Genomic DNA, 18,655 nt, shown 5'->3' with positions numbered 1-18,655 from the left:
CTGGAAACTTCGGAGGAGAAGCATGGACAATATAGAAAAGACACTGCAAGAGCTGTTTGACGAGATGTTGACACATGTCAAAGGCTTTCGCAGAAAAACATACAACGGAGTTTTTGAAAAAGGATATTTGAAATACCGCCCTGTACTTGTAAGTCTTGAGCAGCTTTTAGCTGAGACAGAAGATGAGGAGAAAGATGCGCTAATAGAAAAACTTTCGCAGGTGATTCCAGCTTATGCGTATGATAAGATGCAGAAAGAAGCGAAAAAAAACAGAGAGCGTCTGGGTGTAGATTATAATATGAATATGGCAGTATATGTTATTCCGTTTCTGAATTACTCCAGAAATGAAGACTGCGAGAAATTGTCCCGTCGCATTGTAGAAGTATGGAATGAGAAGAAGGTTACATCCTTAACACTTTCTCATTCTTCTTATGATGATATTGCGGAAGGATTTCGTAGCAAACTATGTTATATCACTACAGCAGTGTGTGAACATATGCAGAAAGAAGACGACTGCTATGAAATGCAAGTGATGCGCAGATTCCGAGATGAATATCTGATGCAGACGGATGAAGGACGTAGTATTATAAAGGACTACTATGAGGTCGCGCCGGGAATTGTGATGATTTTAAATATGCAGAAAGATGCAGCTGCCATCTATAAGCAACTGTATTGTAAATATTTGCTACCATGCGTGCAATTGATCGAGCAAGGGAAGAAAGCACAGTGCCAGGCATTATATATGCAGATGGTACAGAATCTTAAAATGCAGTATATCTAAATATCAGAATATTATAAGGTATAGTCAGGAGGAAAAGGAAATGAGTGATTACAAACTGGAAACCAAATGTATTCAGTCCGGTTATGAACCGGGAAATGGGGAACCGAGAGTGCTTCCGATTTATCAGAGCACAACATTTAAGTATAACAGCAGTGAGCAGATGGGCAGACTGTTTGATCTGGAGGAATCCGGATATTTTTATACACGTCTGCAGAATCCGACAAATGATGCTGTAGCAGCAAAGATCTGTGATCTGGAAGGCGGTGTTGCCGCAATGCTGACTTCATCCGGACAGGCTGCAAACTTTTACGCAATTATGAATATTGTAGAAGCAGGAGACCATATCGTATGCGCATCTGCGCTTTATGGAGGCACCTATAACCTGTATGCCCATACGATTAAGAAAATGGGTGTGGATGCAACATTTGTTGATCCGGAATGTTCCGAAGAGGAGTTAAATGCAGCATTCCAGGAGAATACAAAAGTTGTATTCGGTGAGACGATCGCCAATCCGGCGCTTGTTGTACTTGATCTGGAGAAATTTGCCAAAGCTGCACATTCACATGGAGTTCCATTTATCGTGGATAATACATTTGCAACTCCAGTCAACTGCCGCCCGTTTGAGTGGGGAGCAGATATCGTTACACATTCTACAACAAAGTACATGGATGGACATGCATCCTGCGTCGGTGGGGCAATCGTAGACAGTGGTAATTTTGACTGGGAAGCGCACAAAGACAAATTCCCGGGACTGACTGCGCCGGATGAGACGTATCATGGAATTGTCTATACAGAGAGATTTGGAAAAGGCGCCTATATTACAAAAGCAACGTCTCAGTTAATGCGTGACCTTGGTTCAATCCAGGCACCGCAGAATGCATTTCTTCTGAACATCGGACTGGAGACTTTACATCTGCGTGTACCGAGACATTGTGAGAATGCTTTAAAAGCAGCTGAATATCTGAAAAACCACGAAAAGGTTGCATGGGTTTGCTGCCCGTCCATGCCAGGTGACAAATACTACGATCTGGCATCCAAGTATATGCCGAACGGAACCTGTGGTGTAATCACATTCGGCTTAAAAGGCGGAAGAGATGCTGCTGTACGCATGATGGACAGCCTGAAGATGATTGCGATCGTGACACATGTAGCGGATGCGAGAAGTTGTGTACTGCATCCGGCAAGCCACACACATAGACAGATGAATGATGAGGAACTGAAAGAAGCTGGCGTACAGCCGGATCTGATCCGTTTCAGCGTTGGAATCGAGAATGCAGAAGATATTATTGCGGATCTTGCACAGGCTCTTGAGCAGGCTTAATTTTCTGATTTACGAATAAAAATAACAGGACACCTTCATACTAACAATAAAGAAGTATGGAGGTGTTTTTTATGGATCAGAAGCAGTCAGAAGAGAGAGAACAGATCAAAGAAATGGGGAGTCTTGATCTGGGAACAAATAAACAGAAAGACAGGATTAAATTACTGACGATTATTGGCGAGATCGAAGGTCATGAGGCAGTATCAGCCAATACAAAGGCAACGAAATATGAGCATCTTCTCCCGGTGCTTGCGGAAATAGAAGACAGCGAAGAGATTGATGGACTGCTTGTGCTTCTGCACACACTGGGCGGTGACGTGGAAGCGGGGCTTTCTATTGCAGAGATGATCGCATCGCTCAGCAAGCCTACCGTATCGCTTGTTCTTGGAGGCAGCCATTCTATCGGCGGACCGCTTGCAGTATCAGCCAGATATTCTTTTATTGTTCCAAGCGGCACGATGGTTGTTCATCCGGTGCGTACGAACGGCATGTTTATCGGCGTGGAACAGAGCCTTCGCAATATGCTGAAAACACAGGATCGGATCACCCGGTTTCTTTCAGATCATTCGAAAATGAGTCAGGAGAGAATTGAAAAATTAATGCTCAATCCTACAGAACTTGTAAAAGATGTCGGTACTTTGCTGGAAGGTGAAGATGCTGTGAGGGAAGGTCTGATCGATGCGGTTGGGGGACTTAAGGATGCACTTGGCAAACTGCATGAAATGATCGCGCAGGAGAAGCAAAAAAGAGCAAAATAACGTAATGACATCCCTTCTTAATAATGCTATACTAATAATAGTATTGCCAAGAATAAGGGGGAATATAAATGGCTGCAAAGTCAAGGAAAAAGAGGAGTACAAGGCAGACCAAAAAGAAAAAACAGGAACAGAGTTTCCTGCGGGATGAAGTGACAATCTGGCTGACACTGGCAGTCAGCATTCTGATCATGCTCAGTAATTTCGGCCTGGGCGGCTCGGCGGGAGCAAAGGCTTCCCACGGATTATATTATGCATTTGGAGCAGTTGCCTATGTAGTTCCGTTTCTATTATTTGGAATTGTTGCATTTCTTATCTCAAACAAAGGGAATGTAAATGCATATTTAAAGACAGCGGCAGGACTTATATTTGTTGTCCTGACCTGCGCACTTCTGGAATTGGTGGACAAGATCGGAGGTATCATCGGCGAAAAGATTACGAATGTACTGGCACCGGTTATCGGAGTCGCAGGTACATATGTTGTTGTTCTTATTTTCATGATCATTTGTTTTGTCATTATGACTGGAAAGTCTTTGCTTAAGGGAGTAAAAGAAAGTGGAGACCGAGCATACGGCAAAGCAAAAGAAGATTCTGCCAGAAGAAGGAAGATTGCAAAAGAGCGCCGGGAAGAACGCAGTAAAGAGCGGGAGCGACTGCGTGAACAGAAAGCAAAAGAAGTGCTAGAACAGAAGAAATTCCAGGCAGAGAAACCACCAAAGAGTGTCGGAAAAAGTAAGCGCAGTGAGAAGCATGTGGAAGGTGTTTCGTTTGATACAACACTTGGCGACGGACAAACACCGGCACACGAAGATATGCATGAAGTTTCAGCAGAACCACAGTTCGTGATCCACCGCGGGGATGATGCGTCTATGCCGGCTGATAAGAATGAGATGCCGTCAGTGGCAGACGCAGATGTTCAGGAAGAGAAACCGCGCAGACGCAAAACACGTGAAGCGGCTGCAGAACTGGCGAAGGAGACTGCACAGGTTGCGGCTACGGTTGCTTCAGGAGAGAGAAAATCAAAGAAAGCATATCAGTTCCCACCAATCTCACTTTTGAAACGAGGAAAGAATAAAGGTGGAGAATCTGATGCAAGCCTTAGAGAGACCGCAATGAAGTTACAGCAGACACTGCAGAATTTCGGAGTCCAGGTTACAGTGACGAATGTAAGCTGTGGCCCTGCGGTAACACGGTACGAGTTACAGCCGGAGATGGGGGTTAAAGTTAGCAAGATTGTTGGGCTTGCCGATGATATCAAACTGAATCTTGCAGCGGCAGACATTCGTATCGAGGCGCCGATTCCCGGAAAAGCGGCAGTCGGAATTGAAGTTCCGAATAAGGAAAATTCCGCAGTTATGCTCCGTGATTTGCTGGAGACAGGAGAGTTCCAGAACAGTCCGTCAAATATTTCATTTGCAGCTGGAAAAGATATCGGTGGCAAAGTTGTTGTGACGGATATTGCGAAGATGCCACATCTTCTGATCGCAGGTGCAACCGGTTCCGGTAAATCTGTCTGCATCAACACAATCATTATGAGTATTTTATATAAAGCAAGACCAGATGAAGTGAAGCTTATCATGATTGATCCGAAAGTTGTAGAGTTAAGTGTATATAACGGGATTCCGCATCTGATGATTCCGGTTGTGACTGATCCGAAGAAAGCAGCAGGTGCTCTTAACTGGGCGGTTGCAGAGATGACGCGAAGATATCAGGCATTCGCAGAATACAATGTACGTGATATGAAAGGCTACAATGCGAAAGTAGAAGCAATGCCGGAACCAGCTGAGGGTGAACCGGCAAAACCGGTTCTGATGCCACAGATTGTCATTATCGTAGATGAGCTTGCAGATCTGATGATGGTAGCGCCGGGAGATGTAGAAGAAGCAATCTGCCGTCTGGCGCAGCTTGCCCGTGCAGCCGGAATCCATCTGGTTGTTGCAACACAGCGTCCATCCGTAAATGTTATTACCGGACTGATCAAGGCAAATATGCCGTCAAGAATTGCATTTTCCGTATCATCCGGTGTTGATTCCAGAACAATCATCGATATGAACGGAGCAGAGAAACTGCTTGGAAAAGGTGATATGCTTTTCTACCCGTCCGGTTATCAGAAACCAGCCAGAGTACAGGGTGCGTTTGTAACAGATAAAGAAGTGCAGGATGTTGTGGAGTATCTGAAATCACATAATGATGATTCCGGATATGATGAAAACGTTGTAAACCATGTGAATACTTCGGAGATCGGAAGTGGAAGCATCGGAAGTGCAGATACCGGGGAGACGGATGTGCATTTTATAGAGGCCGGAAGACTGATCATTGAAAAGGACAAGGCGTCTATTGGTATGTTGCAGCGTACGTTTAAGATTGGATTTAATCGTGCAGCGCGCATTATGGATCAGCTTTGTGAAGCCGGAGTTGTAGGCGGCGAAGAAGGCACGAAACCACGAAAGATTTTGATGTCTGCGGAGGAATTTGAGCAGTATATTACAAAAAAATCATAAGTTTCCAGTTGCAAGCAGAAAAACTTTGAAGTATAATAGTGGAGTTTCGAGAAAATATACAGGGAGGAGGACATGATGAATCATGAAATGTAAATTCTGCGGACATGAGATACCGGATGGTGTGTTGTATTGTGATGCATGTGGGAATGAAGTCCGTATTGTTCCTGATTATAATCCTCTTGATGATATGTTAACCGAGCAGGTTCGGTTTTCGATAGATGAACAAAATGAAGGGAAAGAAGATCCGGATTATCTGGCATATGACCGTACCCGGGTGGATGTCCGAAGTAATACGGGTGGACGTACCAGCGGAAGATCTGGCGCAACCGGTAGAATAACAGGAGTATCTGCCCGCACGACAAGACGAACGATGAATACGCGTGTGACGGGCGATACATCTATCCGGGCAACCGGTAAAACTACGGTGCTTCGCCAGACCGGAAGAACAGGAAATACAGGCAGAACCGGACGTACCGGTCAGATCGCAGACCGTACCGGAGGCGGTAAAAGGTCTGTGAGTCGTAAGAAGAAAGAACAGAAGATGGCAAGACTTAGGAGAAAGCGCCGGATTGTCATTCTTGTTCTTATTCTTTGTATTGCTGCGATCGCTGGTATCAGTTATGCACTTTATATCAATTCCTATACGGGAATTGTAAGAAGTGGTAATAATGCACTTAAGAATCAGGAATATTCAAAAGCGGAAAGTTATTTTAAAAGAGCGATCAAAAAGAATAAGCAACGGCCGGAGGCTTATAGCGGTCTTGCAAAGACATATCTCGGTCAGGATGAAGATGACAAGGCAGAGAATGTATTCCTGGACGCGATTGATACGCAGTCAGGAAATGCGGATCTTTATGATGCCTGTTTCCAGTTTTATCTGGATACAGACCAGACACTTAAGATTCCGGAACTTCTCGATGACGCTGATGATTCTGTACAGGAACAGTTGTCAGAATATGATATTGACAGACCAACATACAGTCTGGATGATAAAAAGACATATGATGATGTACAGCAGGTGACACTTACCGCCGGTAAAGGAATGACGATTTATTATACAACCGATGGAACGGATCCGACATTTGACAGCGACAAATACAAGGAACCGATTCAGCTTGAAGAAGGGGAAAATGACGTGCGTGCAATTGCTGTCAATAAAAAAGGGATACCGAGCAGCACTGCACAGAAGGTGTATAAGATTGTGTTCCCGATTGAGGAAGCACCGGCTATTTCACCGTCTACCGGACAGTACGAAAGTAGTCAGACGATTGAAATTAAAGTACCGGATGGATATACGGCATACTATACGATGAATGGAAAGACACCGACAACATCCTCAAAGAAATATACCGGGCCGATTAAGATGCCGGAGGGCGAGACATTGTTTAAGGCGATTCTTGTAAACAGTGACGGACGTTCAAGTGGTGTTACAACACGTAATTACGTGCTGGATCTCAGCAGCTCGAAGGGCAATTCAGATACCTCATCCAATATATCCGGAAGTAACAGCGATTCTTCGGATATATCTACGTCCGACAGTAATACTGACGGATTGGGAACAGATACAACAACCGGAAGCCGTTCCAACCGTGTAATCACCGGAAAGGGAGGAGCTTCTGAGTAGGATCGATGTCAGAATAAAGCAAAAAGATAATATAAGAAATGAGCAGGGACACATGGAAAGTGAAGCTTATCATGTGTCCTTTTTTTGTGTAATAGTTTCGTTTCTACTACGTAAAAACTCTCCGGAAGGACGCGCACTCACGTGAAATGGCAGAGTGTAAAAGCAACAGCGCTCATCGTAAGAAAATGCCTTGGCACATTCTATTTTGTTATGACGATATGAAAAAAGATTGTACGAAAATAAGTGCAAAAAGTTATTAAAAAACTATTGCGTTATTTTTTTAACAGATATATAATTGCGTTAAAGAATTAACAAAATAATATATCTTAAGAAAAGGAGATGCGAACAATGGCAAGATTTACATTACCAAGAGACGTATATCACGGCAAAGGATGTTTGGAAGAACTTAAGAATTTAAAAGGTAAAAAAGCGATCCTCGTAGTAGGCGGCGGTTCTATGAAGCGACAGGGATTTCTGGACAAGGCAGTCGGTTATTTGAAAGAAGCTGGTATGGAAGTCCAGTTGTTTGAAGGTGTAGAACCTGATCCATCTGTAGAAACTGTAATGAAAGGTGCAAAAGCAATGCAGGAGTTCGAACCGGACTGGATCGTTGCTATGGGTGGAGGATCACCAATCGATGCTGCAAAAGCAATGTGGGCATTTTATGAATATCCGGACATTACATTTGAAGATCTGATCACACCGTTCAGTTTCCCGGAATTAAGACAGAAAGCAAAATTTGCAGCGATTCCGTCTACATCGGGAACGGCAACAGAGGTTACGGCATTCTCCGTTATCACAGATTATGCAAAAGGAATCAAATACCCTCTGGCAGATTTCAATATCACACCAGATGTAGCAATCGTTGATTCAGAACTGGTAGAAGGACTTCCGGCAAAACAGGTTGCATATACAGGAATGGATGCACTGACACATGCGATTGAAGCTTATGTATCTACTCTGAACTGTGTATATACAGATCCACTTGCAATCCAGGCAATTGAAATGGTATTCGATTACCTGCCGGCATCTTACAACGGAAATATGGAAGCAAGAGCACAGATGCATGACGCACAGTGTCTCGCAGGAATGGCATTTTCCAATGCATTACTTGGAATTGTCCACTCTATGGCACATAAGACGGGTGCAGTCTTCTCAACCGGTCATATCACACATGGTCTTGCGAATGCAATGTATCTGCCATATGTAATCAAATACAATGCAAAAGATCCGATCGCAGCAAAACGTTATGCGGAGATCGCACGTAAAGTAGGACTTCCGGGAGCTTCAGAAAAGGCACTGATCAATAGTTTGTGTGAGAAGATCCAGGCATTCAATGTAAAACTTAACATTCCGGCAACATTAAAAGAGTTCGGAATCAAAGAAGATGAATTCAAAGAGAAGATTGCTACAATCGCTGAAAATGCTGTTGGTGATGCCTGTACAGGATCTAACCCAAGAGCCATCGATCCGGCAACAATGGAAAAGTTATTTACATGCATTTATTACGGAACAGAAGTTGACTTTTAATTCGGCATTTTTCCAATTACCATACATAAGGAAGGAAGCGGAACCTGACTCCGCTTCCTTCTTTTATCGCCGTCAGGGCAATATAAAAAATATAACATTTATGTGTCCGTCAGGCTGCATTTGATGAATGTTAAATGTTTATCTATAAGTATATAATTATAATAAATAGTCAAAAGAAGAGAATTACTGCAAAACAATTGTACAAAAACAGGATGTATTGCTTGCTATTTTTCTAAAAATATTTTATTATGATAAAAGGATTATATTCGAGGAGGAAGAAAGATGTACAAGATATTGAAAGCTGAGAAATTGGCTGCGAACATTTATCTTATGGATGTCGAAGCTCCACGTGTTGCACGTCACTGTGAACCGGGACAGTTCGTTATCGTTAAGATGGATGAAAAAGGGGAACGTATTCCACTTACAATTTGTGATTATGACAGAGAAGCCGGAACGATTACAATTGTATTCCAGCCGGTAGGAGCATCTACAACAAAGATGACAGAGATGAAAGCCGGAGATTATTTCCGCGATTTCACAGGACCGCTTGGATGTCCATCTGAATTTATTCATGAAGATCTGGAAGAACTGAAAAAGAAGAAAATCTTATTTGTCGGTGGTGGTGTCGGAGCCGCACCGGTATACCCACAGGTAAAATGGATGAAAGAGCATGGAATCGATGTGGATGTTATCATCGGCTCCAAGACAAAAGACCTCTTAATTCTGGAAGACCAGATGGAGGCAGCTGCAGGAAATTATTATCCATGTACAGATGATGGATCTTATGGTCATGCAGGTATGGTTACAACAAAGATCGAACAGCTTGTAGAAGAAGGCAACAAATACGATGTCTGTATCGCAATCGGACCAATGATCATGATGAAATTCGTATGCCTGCTTACAAAGAAACTGGAGATCCCGACAGTTGTAAGTATGAATCCGATCATGGTAGACGGAACCGGTATGTGTGGAGCCTGTCGTCTGATCGTAGGCGGAGAAGTAAAATTCGCATGCGTAGACGGACCGGAATTTGACGGACATCTCGTTGATTTTGACAACGCTATGAAGAGACAGCAGATGTATAAGACACAGGAAGGTCGTGCGATGTTAAAATTACAGGAAGGTGACACCCATCACGGTGGATGTGGCCAGTGCGGAGGTGAGAACTAATGGCAGATGTATTAAAAAGAGTGCCTGTCAGAGAACAGGATCCAAAAGTAAGAGCTACGAATTTCGAAGAAGTTTGTTATGGATATAATCAGGAAGAGGCAATGGAAGAAGCTACACGTTGCCTGAACTGTAAGAATGCAAGATGTATCCAGGGATGTCCAGTATCGATCAACATTCCGGGATTTATCTCAAAAGTAAAAGAAGGAGATATCGAAGGCGCATATAAAGTAATCGGTGAGTCTTCTGCACTTCCTGCAATCTGCGGACGTGTATGTCCACAGGAATCACAGTGTGAGTGCAAATGTATTCGTGGAATCAAAGGCGACGCCGTATCTATAGGTAAACTGGAAAGATTCGTTGCAGATTATGCACTGGAACATGATATTAAACCTGAAAAAGCTGAGAAGACCAATGGTCACAAAGTTGCAGTGATCGGTTCCGGTCCGTCCGGACTTACCTGCGCAGGAGATCTTGCCAAATTAGGATATGAAGTAACTGTATTTGAGGCACTTCACGAACTCGGGGGTGTGCTTGTATATGGTATTCCTGAATTCCGTCTTCCAAAGCAGAAAGTTGTTAAGAAAGAGATTGAGAAAGTAAAAGAACTCGGTGTTAAGTTCGAGACAAACGTTGTAATCGGTAAATCTACAACGATTGACCAGTTAATGGAAGAAGAGAACTTCGAAGCAGTATTTATCGGATCAGGAGCCGGACTTCCAATGTTTATGGGTATTCCAGGAGAAACTGCAAATGGCGTATTCTCTGCAAATGAATATCTGACCAGAAGTAACCTGATGAAAGCATTTGATGATTCTTATGATACACCGATCGCAGCAGGCAAGAAAGTTGCAGTTGTCGGTGGTGGTAACGTAGCTATGGATGCTGCGAGAACGGCACTTCGTCTTGGCGCAGAAGTACATGTTGTATATCGTCGAAGCGAAGCAGAGCTTCCGGCAAGAGCAGAAGAAGTTCACCATGCAAAAGAAGAAGGTATCATCTTTGATCTTCTTACCAATCCGAAAGAGATTCTCGTTGATGAGAACGGTTGGGTGAAAGGTATGAAAGTTGTGAAGATGGAACTTGGTGAGCCTGATGCATCCGGAAGAAGACGTCCAGTTGAGATTCCTGGATCTGAGTATGATATTGACCTGGATACAGTGATCATGTCTCTTGGTACTTCTCCGAACCCACTGATTGCTTCTACAACAAAAGGTCTGGAGACAAACAAGAGAAGATGCATCGTTGCCGAAGAAGACAACGGACAGACTTCCAAAGCATTTGTATTTGCCGGCGGAGATGCCGTTACAGGAGCTGCTACAGTTATCCTTGCTATGGGAGCCGGTAAAGCAGGAGCAAAGGGTATCCACGAAGCATTATCCAAATAGAACATATAAAAATCTTAAAGTTTTATACAGACATTAATCATTAAGATTATGAAGACGAAAAGACAAGGACAGGTAATTCTGTGCCTTGTCTTTTTTTCTGGGTGTGGTATAATTTTGAAATATGACGTGATGGAAACAGCAAGCAGAAAGGAGTATTTATGACTGTATTTTTAGGACTTATCATTCCTTTTATCGGAACAACTCTTGGCGCAGTTTGCGTATTTTTTGTGAAAAATGAATTAAAACCGTTGATCCAGAAATCGCTGCTCGGATTCGCAGCGGGAGTAATGGTTGCAGCCTCTGTGTGGTCTCTTCTGATACCTGCAATGGAGATGAGCGGGTCAATGGGCAGGCTTGCATTTCTTCCGGCTGCGGTTGGATTCATTATCGGAATCCTGTTTTTGCTAATTCTGGACCGGGCTATTCCACATCTGCACATCGGATGCGAGGAGGCAGAGGGCCCGGCATGCAGTTTGAAAAAATCAACGATGCTGATTCTTGCTGTAACGATTCATAATATTCCGGAAGGAATATCCAGCGGTGCCATATTTGCCGGCATCGTCAGCGGCAATACCAATATAACTCTGGCGGGAGCATTTGCTCTGTCTATTGGTATTGCAATCCAGAATCTTCCGGAGGGATTTATTGTCTCTCTGCCAATAAGAAGTGAAAATGGACGTGGAAAGGCATTTTTCTATGGTATGCTTTCTGGAATCGTTGAACCGATCGCGGGTGGGATTACTGTATTATTTGCTTCTTTTATTACACCGGGATTGCCGTATCTGCTTGCATTTGCGGCAGGGGCGATGATCTATGTTGTCGTTGAGGAATTGATTCCGGAGGCAGCGGAAGGTGAACACAGTAATATTGGAACCATCGGATTTGCAGCAGGATTCGTATTAATGATGATTCTGGATGTGGCACTGGGATAAAAGTGCTGTATATCAGAAAGTTACAATAAATAAAAGGACATGAACAGCTATGGGACAGAACCTTGAGGATATCCGCTTTGACGGAGAACTTTTTTTAGAAGACGTATTAGAAAAATTACATAAAAAGATGGATGAACTGAAAGAGGATCTGACTGCCGGGGAACAGGAGATCCGCCAGATGCATGACTATTACTGGGAAAATTATACCGAGATGGACCAGTATGGATATGAAGATTATGATAATCAGCAGGCACTTTTGCATCAGGTGAATGCAAATCAGGAAAAACTGCGCATGCAGCAGAGAATTGCAAGGCTCATGGATGCCCCTTTTTTTGGACGAGTGGATTTCATCTATGATGGAGAAGACGAATCGGAGCCATTTTATATTGGAATCGGAAATTTTGCGCCGGAAGCGGGTATGTGTCCGCTGATCTATGACTGGCGTGCGCCGGTCTGTGGACTTTTCTATGATTATGATGCCGGAGAAGCTTCCTATGAGGCGCCATCCGGTACGATCACAGGAAAGATTGCATCCAAGTGGCAGTATAAGATCCGTAAGGGAAAAATGATCTATGCCTTTGAGAGCGATACGAAGATTGATGATGAGATTTTAAAACAGGAGCTTGGAAGCAACAGCGATGTACAGTTAAAGAATATTGTGCGCACGATCCAGAAGGAACAGAACGCAATCATCCGTAACCGCAAAGACCAGATCCTTGTGATCCAGGGTGTGGCAGGAAGTGGCAAGACATCGGTAGCGCTTCATCGTGTGGCATATCTTCTGTATCATGACAGAGAACATCTGAAAGCGTCAAATGTGCTGATCTTATCGCCGAACAGTGTGTTTTCGGATTATATTTCACATATTCTGCCGGAACTTGGAGAAGAAAACATCCGGGAGATGAGCTTTGATCTTTTTGCATACAAAGAACTGCATAGTATTGTAAATGACTGTGAAGACCGCTATGACGAACTGGAACATCAGATGCAGTTCCCGGACGCAGCTGCAAAGAAGCAGTATGAATTGAAACAGTCACCGGAGATCATCGGAATGATGGAGGCATTTCTTGCACTTTTGGAAGAAGAGCTGGTTGATCTGAAAGAGATCTCTTATAAAGGATATACTAAGTCAGAGAGTGAAATTATCTCTCTCTTTTATTTCAAATTCCAGAATACACCGCTGCTCGCAAGAATGGATGCAGTCATGGATTATTTTAAAGATGAATTTGTGACTTTAAGAGGCAGGGAACTCTCCGAGGAAGAAGAGGAATATCTGAAAGAAAAGGCAGGGCAGATGTATATGGAACGTGATATTTATCATATTTATAACCGCTTTCTGGAGTTTGCAGGTTATGAAACATTACCAGATCTGCCATATGAAAAAAGGATCCTTTCTTATGAAGATGTCTATCCGATGTTATATTTAAAATACCGCCTGTGCGGAGCCACACAGCATAAAAATGTCAAACATCTTGTCATCGATGAGATGCAGGATTATTCTTATCTGCAGTACAGTATTCTTGCCATGTTATTCCCGTGCAGAATGACGATCCTCGGCGACCGCATGCAGACAATGGATGAAAAGCAACAGGATGTCACCCGGTTTCTTCCGAAGATTTTTGACCGGAAAGTAAGGAAACTGGAGATGAATAAAAGTTATCGTAATACTGTCGAGATCGCAGAGTATGCAAGAGCACTGAGCGGCGATCAGGAGCTGGAACTTCTGATGCGTCATGGACAGGGTGTTACAGAACAGACATTTGCTTCAAAAGAAGCGTTGCTGGATCAGGTTCTTATAGATGTAAATCTGGAAAAATACGAGACTGCTGCCATTTTAACACTGACAGAAGAAGATGCTTTAACCGTCTGTCAGATTTTGAAGGACAGGGGAGAAAATTATCATTATATTGATCGCAATACATCTGCGTTTGAAAAAGGGCTTACCGTGACAACCTTTTATCTGGCAAAAGGGCTGGAATTTGACCAGGTATTCACTGCATTTTTCCATCGTGACAATCCACTTTACAAGCAGGCGGCTTACATCAGTGCGACAAGGGCGCTGCATGAACTTTTTGTCTATCAGATATAAGGAGAGATAAGAAATCTATGAAAATAACAGTGATAACCGTAGGGAAAATAAAAGAAAAATATCTGAAAGATGCAATTGCAGAATACAGCAAACGGCTCAGCCGTTACTGCAAACTGGAAATTCTGGAAGTTGCTGATGAGAAGACACCGGATGGTGCAAGTGAGATAGTAGAAGAGAATATCCGCGAAAAAGAAGGCGAACGGATTTTAAAGCTGATCAAAGAGGACGCATATGTCATCACGCTGGAAATCAGCGGAAAGATGTTAACTTCCGAGGAACTGGCAGACCGGATCGAGACACTTGGAATCCAGGGGAAAAGCCACCTGGTATTCGTGATCGGCGGATCGATCGGACTTGGAAGAGAAGTGTTAAGGCGTTCCGACTATGCACTCAGTTTTTCCAAAATGACATTTCCGCATCAGCTTATGCGCGTCATTTTGCTGGAGCAGATTTACAGAAGTTATCGCATTATCAATGGAGAGCCGTATCATAAATAAGATGATATCAGATAAGGTGTGGTGAAAGTGCATAGTACGTAATTATCTGCAGACATCGCAACATCAACATTATATAGATTATATAGAACAGAAGGTTAGAACATGAACGAAGATAAAGAATTTTTAGGAACAGAACCAATTGGAAAATTATTATTAAGACTGGCGCTTCCAACCCTAGCGGCTCAGATTATCAATATGCTGTACAATATTGTGGACCGTATTTATATCGGGCATATCCCACATGTAGGTGCGGCGGCACTGACAGGAGTCGGTGTCTGCATGCCACTGATTATGATCGTGTCTGCATTTGCAGCACTGGTCGGATATGGAGGCTCGCCGAGAGCATCCATTTATCTCGGAAAGAAAGATGCTGAATCGGCAGAGAAGATTTTAGGAAACTGCTTTACAATGCAGATTCTTGTATCGCTGATACTGACAGCAGTTTTGATTATCTGGAATCGGGATCTTCTGCTTGCATTCGGTGCCAGTGAAAATACAATTCCCTATGCGAACAGCTATATGAATCTTTATGCACTTGGAACGCTGTTTGTAGAACTGACACTTGGTATGAACGCATTTATTACGACACAGGGATTTGCTAAGACTGGAATGTATTCCGTTTTGATTGGTGCAGTTGCCAATATCATCCTGGATCCTGTGTTTATCTTTTTACTGGGTATGGGAGTGAGAGGAGCGGCGCTTGCTACAATACTTTCGCAGGCTCTTTCCTGCATCTGGGTCGTGAGTTTTCTGTGTGGGAAGAAGACATTTATCCGTATCCGGAAAGAGAATCTGAAACTGATACCGAAAGTAATTTTACCGTGTCTTGCACTTGGATCTGCAACATTTATTATGCAGGCAAGTGAGAGCGTTATTTCGGTATGCTTCAATTTTTCGCTTCAGAAATACGGCGGAGATATGGCAGTTGGAGCTATGACAATCCTTACAAGCGTCATGCAGTTTGCAATGCTTCCGCTTCAGGGATTCGGCCAGGGGGCACAGCCAATCATGAGTTACAATTACGGCGCAAAAAATGTAAAGCGTGTAAAAGCCGCCTTTTTATTACTATTAAAGATCAGTATGATCTATGCAGTTATTTTATGGGGCTGCGTCATGTTCTTCCCGCAGATTTTTGCCGGAATCTTCACAACAGATACGGCACTGGTTGCATTTACAGCAAAAGCGCTCCGTGTATATCTTGCAGTGATGTTCCTGTTCGGTATCCAGATTTCCTGCCAGATGGCGTTTAATTCACTTGGAAGAGCTGTGGAATCCATTATCGTTGCAGTTGTACGTAAGTTCGTGCTTCTGATTCCGCTTATCTATATTATTCCGCAGATCTTCCGCGCGGATCAGACAACAGCGGTTTATATGGCAGAGCCGGTCGCAGATTTGATCGCAGTTACATTTACGGCAATTTTATTTTCTGTTCGATTCAAAAAGGCGCTTAGAGCAATCTAGGCGCCTTTTTGAATCGGATGCATAATCTGTCATTAGCAGATTATACGTTGCAGTATATTAAATTTCATTTGGAGAGTGTGCTCGGTTACGTCTGGCTCCGATGATATAGATAAGCGTCATCGGATAATCTAATATCAACCCGAAAAGGAAAATAATACAATCACCCGTTTCAATCGGGCTGTCAATACTCATAATGGCATTATAAATGTCATTTCCGGCTATGAATATGAGGAAAATAAGTCCAAGTGCAAGGATTTTATTTCCCTTTTCTGGTGTATTACAGCCATGTTCGGCATAATATCCCATAAAGAAAGCATAAGCTGCAAATATATTATAATAAATAATTTCCGTCGCAGAAAGACCACCAAATACAGCCACCAGTCCCATTGAGATTGGGAGAAGTCCATAAAGCTGAAAATAGATTCCGCTGATTCGCAATAATTTTCTGCCGCCAAGTGCCTGCATTCCGCCGATGGAATATACAAGATCTTCACAGAATTCCCGAATCGGTTTTCCGATAACCTCCATAAAATCTTCCCCTCGTTCCTGTGATTCTAATGCCATTCCAGTAATGTCCTCTTCAATCTGACGAATCTCTTCAGTAGAAAGAGGGAACGTACGGATATATCGTTTTGCTTTTCTCATAATTTTTTCATTTTCCTTTGTTAGTTTCATAATGATTCCTCCATATTTAAGATTTCATTTACTGATTTCTGCACCTGATTCCAACAGTTTATAAATCCATGCAGATAGGTAAGTCCTTCGTCGGTAATGGAATAGTATTTGCGCCTTGGTCCAAGAGGAGACGGACGCAGAGTTGAACTAATATAATTCTTCTTCTCCAATCTGACGAGAAGTGGATAAATCGTTCCTTCTTTAATATCCTCAAAACCATACTCTGTAAGGCTGGTTACAATCTGGTAGCCGTAAGTGGTTTCCCGATACAGAATCTGTAAAATACAACCTTCCAGTGTCCCGCGCATAAGCTGTGACTTGTCATACATATTGTAATCACCATCCTTTTTTCAAATTCTTTATTTACTACCTTACAATACATAGTAGCTATTGACTATATTGTAACACATAGTAGTGAGATGTCAAGTGAAACATAAAAATGATTTACAGATAAGGAAAGCATATATTGCGTCTGGGAATAGTCCTTGTGAGAAAATGCGATCTGCTGTATGATGTGTATATAATAAAAATTAGAGAGGGCATAATAAAATGGAAATAAACAGGATAACTGAATTAACGGATTTTATAGAGCAGTCACCGACCGCTTTCCATGCGGTACAAAATTTGAAAACCATGCTGGATAAAGATGGATTCCAGGAATTAAAGGAAGCTGAAAAATGGCATCTGGAACCAGACGGAAAATACTATGTCACAAGAAATAATTCCAGCATTATTGCATTGAAAATAGGAAATGCTTTGGATGAATACAGCTTTCATGTGACGGCATCCCACAGCGATTCACCGACATTCAAATTAAAAGAAAATATCGAGATAAATGTCGCTGGAAAGTATACCGTGCTCAACACAGAAGGATACGGCGGTATGATCTGTTCTACATGGTTCGACAGACCGCTTTCGTTGGCAGGCCGTGTTATGGTAAAAGATGGAAACAGTATTGAAACAAAATTAGTGAAAATCAATCGTGATCTGCTTATGATCCCAAGTCTTGCCATTCATATGGACCGCAAAGTAAACGATGGAAAATCCTACAACAAACAGATCGACATGCTTCCGGTTCTGTCCGGCAGTGTAAAAGAATCCGGCGAGATAAAAGCGATCATTGCAAAAGAACTGGATGTAGAAACAGAGGATATTTATGGAATGGATCTTTTCTTATATAACCGTATGAAAGCGGTACGCTGGGGAAGTGAAGAAGAATTTATTGGATGTCCGAGACTGGATGATTTAGAGTGTGCATTTACTTCTGCAAAAGCATTCCTGACAGCCGGTAATCAGAAAAATATCAATGTCTTTGCCTGCTTTGATAATGAAGAAGTCGGTTCCGGAACGAAACAAGGAGCCAAGTCTACCTTCCTTTTTGATGTATTGTGGCGCACAAATCAAGCACTGGGATACAGCGAAGAAGATTTTTACCGTGCACTTGCAGGAAGCTTTCTGTTAAGCTGCGACAATGCACATGCTGTGCATCCGAATTACAGGCAGAAAACAGATACGACGAACTGTACTTATATGAACGAAGGAATTGTTGTGAAATCACATGCCGGTCAGAAATATACAAGTGATGCGGTCAGTATTGCGGTATTTAAGATGATCTGTGAAAAAGCAGGTGTTCCGGTACAGTTTTTCGCAAACCGTTCGGATGAAGCAGGTGGCAGTACGCTTGGTAATCTTGCTATGGCTCAGGTGTCCATGAACACAGTTGATATCGGGCTGCCACAGCTTGGCATGCATTCCGCATATGAGACAGCCGGTGTCAAAGATGTGGATTCTATGATACGTGCCATACAGGAATTTTATCAAACGCACATAAAAGCAAACGCGGATGGAAATTACATTCTCAAAGAATAAAATCAGAAATAAATTTACAAAACATTGTGTGAAAGAGTTCGCTGAACGAAATAATAATAAAAGAA

The 18,655-nt window shown here is 42.8% G+C and carries 15 protein-coding genes; 13 read left to right on the top strand and 2 right to left on the bottom strand.

Annotated features, from left to right (window positions below; translation table 11 throughout):
- Positions 1-22 precede the first annotated feature (22 nt).
- The 12 genes from DW125_RS04220 (at position 23) to DW125_RS04165 (ending at position 16,046) form a co-directional block, all read left to right on the top strand.
- Positions 23-781, top strand: a complete 759-nt coding sequence (locus DW125_RS04220; RefSeq protein ID WP_207722374.1) for a CFI-box-CTERM domain-containing protein — start codon at positions 23-25, stop codon at positions 779-781.
- 40 nt (positions 782-821) lie between these two features.
- On the top strand, positions 822-2,102 hold the full coding sequence (locus tag DW125_RS04215) for an O-acetylhomoserine aminocarboxypropyltransferase/cysteine synthase family protein (protein ID WP_117537210.1): 1,281 nt from the start codon (positions 822-824) through the stop codon (positions 2,100-2,102).
- Positions 2,103-2,173: 71 nt separating this feature from the next.
- Positions 2,174-2,860 carry a ClpP family protease gene (locus DW125_RS04210; protein ID WP_021861035.1) on the top strand — a complete coding sequence of 229 codons (687 nt, stop codon included), beginning with the start codon at positions 2,174-2,176 and terminating at the stop codon, positions 2,858-2,860.
- Between the two features lie 68 nt (positions 2,861-2,928).
- Positions 2,929-5,358 carry an FtsK/SpoIIIE family DNA translocase gene (locus DW125_RS04205; protein ID WP_021861034.1) on the top strand — a complete coding sequence of 810 codons (2,430 nt, stop codon included), beginning with the start codon at positions 2,929-2,931 and terminating at the stop codon, positions 5,356-5,358.
- Between the two features lie 82 nt (positions 5,359-5,440).
- Positions 5,441-6,982 carry a chitobiase/beta-hexosaminidase C-terminal domain-containing protein gene (locus DW125_RS04200; protein ID WP_021861033.1) on the top strand — a complete coding sequence of 514 codons (1,542 nt, stop codon included), beginning with the start codon at positions 5,441-5,443 and terminating at the stop codon, positions 6,980-6,982.
- 348 nt (positions 6,983-7,330) lie between these two features.
- The gene (locus DW125_RS04195; protein WP_021861032.1) at positions 7,331-8,512 is read left to right on the top strand and encodes an iron-containing alcohol dehydrogenase; all 1,182 of its coding nucleotides are present in this window, start codon (positions 7,331-7,333) and stop codon (positions 8,510-8,512) included.
- A gap of 282 nt (positions 8,513-8,794) precedes the next feature.
- Positions 8,795-9,682: a sulfide/dihydroorotate dehydrogenase-like FAD/NAD-binding protein gene (locus DW125_RS04190; protein WP_021861031.1), complete on the top strand. Its 888-nt coding sequence runs from the start codon at positions 8,795-8,797 to the stop codon at positions 9,680-9,682.
- Positions 9,682-11,067: an NADPH-dependent glutamate synthase gene (gltA, locus tag DW125_RS04185; protein WP_021861030.1), complete on the top strand. Its 1,386-nt coding sequence runs from the start codon at positions 9,682-9,684 to the stop codon at positions 11,065-11,067. Before DW125_RS04190 ends, gltA begins: the two co-directional genes overlap by 1 nt.
- A gap of 158 nt (positions 11,068-11,225) precedes the next feature.
- Positions 11,226-11,999 (top strand): ZIP family metal transporter, encoded by a 774-nt coding sequence (locus tag DW125_RS04180; RefSeq protein ID WP_021861029.1) that lies wholly within the window; start codon positions 11,226-11,228, stop codon positions 11,997-11,999.
- 49 nt (positions 12,000-12,048) lie between these two features.
- The gene (locus DW125_RS04175; RefSeq protein ID WP_117537209.1) at positions 12,049-14,088 is read left to right on the top strand and encodes a HelD family protein; all 2,040 of its coding nucleotides are present in this window, start codon (positions 12,049-12,051) and stop codon (positions 14,086-14,088) included.
- Between the two features lie 17 nt (positions 14,089-14,105).
- Positions 14,106-14,585 (top strand): 23S rRNA (pseudouridine(1915)-N(3))-methyltransferase RlmH, encoded by a 480-nt coding sequence (gene rlmH, locus DW125_RS04170; protein ID WP_021861027.1) that lies wholly within the window; start codon positions 14,106-14,108, stop codon positions 14,583-14,585.
- A gap of 102 nt (positions 14,586-14,687) precedes the next feature.
- Entirely contained in the window at positions 14,688-16,046 is a 1,359-nt protein-coding gene (locus DW125_RS04165) for an MATE family efflux transporter (protein WP_117537208.1), read from the top strand.
- Between the two features lie 57 nt (positions 16,047-16,103).
- Here the strand turns inward: DW125_RS04165 and DW125_RS04160 are convergent, their stop codons facing one another.
- Both DW125_RS04160 and DW125_RS04155 read right to left on the bottom strand, forming a co-directional pair.
- Positions 16,104-16,721 (bottom strand): hypothetical protein, encoded by a 618-nt coding sequence (locus tag DW125_RS04160; protein ID WP_117537207.1) that lies wholly within the window; start codon positions 16,719-16,721, stop codon positions 16,104-16,106.
- A complete protein-coding gene (locus tag DW125_RS04155) occupies positions 16,718-17,050 on the bottom strand; it encodes a PadR family transcriptional regulator (protein ID WP_117537206.1) in 333 nt (110 codons plus the stop codon). The genes DW125_RS04160 and DW125_RS04155 overlap by 4 nt, the downstream gene beginning before the upstream one ends.
- 220 nt (positions 17,051-17,270) lie before the next feature.
- Here DW125_RS04155 and DW125_RS04150 point away from each other — a divergent pair, with 220 nt between their 5' ends.
- On the top strand, positions 17,271-18,590 hold the full coding sequence (locus DW125_RS04150; protein WP_021861023.1) for a M18 family aminopeptidase: 1,320 nt from the start codon (positions 17,271-17,273) through the stop codon (positions 18,588-18,590).
- Positions 18,591-18,655: the final 65 nt, after the last annotated feature.

It is taken from the genome of Dorea sp. AM10-31, from assembly GCF_003435815.1.
Taxonomy (GTDB): domain Bacteria; phylum Bacillota; class Clostridia; order Lachnospirales; family Lachnospiraceae; genus Dorea_D; species Dorea_D hominis.
The sequence above is the reverse complement of the archived record's forward strand: the minus strand, read 5'-3'. Positions and strand labels throughout refer to the sequence as shown.

What these genes read in the sequence shown, in the direction of transcription:
- DW125_RS04220 (WP_207722374.1), top strand. Translation starts at nt 23, where the DNA reads ATGGACAATATAGAAAAGACACTGCAAGAGCTGTTTGACGAGATGTTG.
- DW125_RS04215 (WP_117537210.1), top strand. Translation starts at nt 822, where the DNA reads ATGAGTGATTACAAACTGGAAACCAAATGTATTCAGTCCGGTTATGAA.
- DW125_RS04210 (WP_021861035.1), top strand. Translation starts at nt 2,174, where the DNA reads ATGGATCAGAAGCAGTCAGAAGAGAGAGAACAGATCAAAGAAATGGGG.
- DW125_RS04205 (WP_021861034.1), top strand. Translation starts at nt 2,929, where the DNA reads ATGGCTGCAAAGTCAAGGAAAAAGAGGAGTACAAGGCAGACCAAAAAG.
- DW125_RS04200 (WP_021861033.1), top strand. Translation starts at nt 5,441, where the DNA reads ATGAAATGTAAATTCTGCGGACATGAGATACCGGATGGTGTGTTGTAT.
- DW125_RS04195 (WP_021861032.1), top strand. Translation starts at nt 7,331, where the DNA reads ATGGCAAGATTTACATTACCAAGAGACGTATATCACGGCAAAGGATGT.
- DW125_RS04190 (WP_021861031.1), top strand. Translation starts at nt 8,795, where the DNA reads ATGTACAAGATATTGAAAGCTGAGAAATTGGCTGCGAACATTTATCTT.
- gltA (WP_021861030.1), top strand. Translation starts at nt 9,682, where the DNA reads ATGGCAGATGTATTAAAAAGAGTGCCTGTCAGAGAACAGGATCCAAAA.
- DW125_RS04180 (WP_021861029.1), top strand. Translation starts at nt 11,226, where the DNA reads ATGACTGTATTTTTAGGACTTATCATTCCTTTTATCGGAACAACTCTT.
- DW125_RS04175 (WP_117537209.1), top strand. Translation starts at nt 12,049, where the DNA reads ATGGGACAGAACCTTGAGGATATCCGCTTTGACGGAGAACTTTTTTTA.
- rlmH (WP_021861027.1), top strand. Translation starts at nt 14,106, where the DNA reads ATGAAAATAACAGTGATAACCGTAGGGAAAATAAAAGAAAAATATCTG.
- DW125_RS04165 (WP_117537208.1), top strand. Translation starts at nt 14,688, where the DNA reads ATGAACGAAGATAAAGAATTTTTAGGAACAGAACCAATTGGAAAATTA.
- DW125_RS04160 (WP_117537207.1), bottom strand. Translation starts at nt 16,721, where the DNA reads ATGAAACTAACAAAGGAAAATGAAAAAATTATGAGAAAAGCAAAACGA.
- DW125_RS04155 (WP_117537206.1), bottom strand. Translation starts at nt 17,050, where the DNA reads ATGTATGACAAGTCACAGCTTATGCGCGGGACACTGGAAGGTTGTATT.
- DW125_RS04150 (WP_021861023.1), top strand. Translation starts at nt 17,271, where the DNA reads ATGGAAATAAACAGGATAACTGAATTAACGGATTTTATAGAGCAGTCA.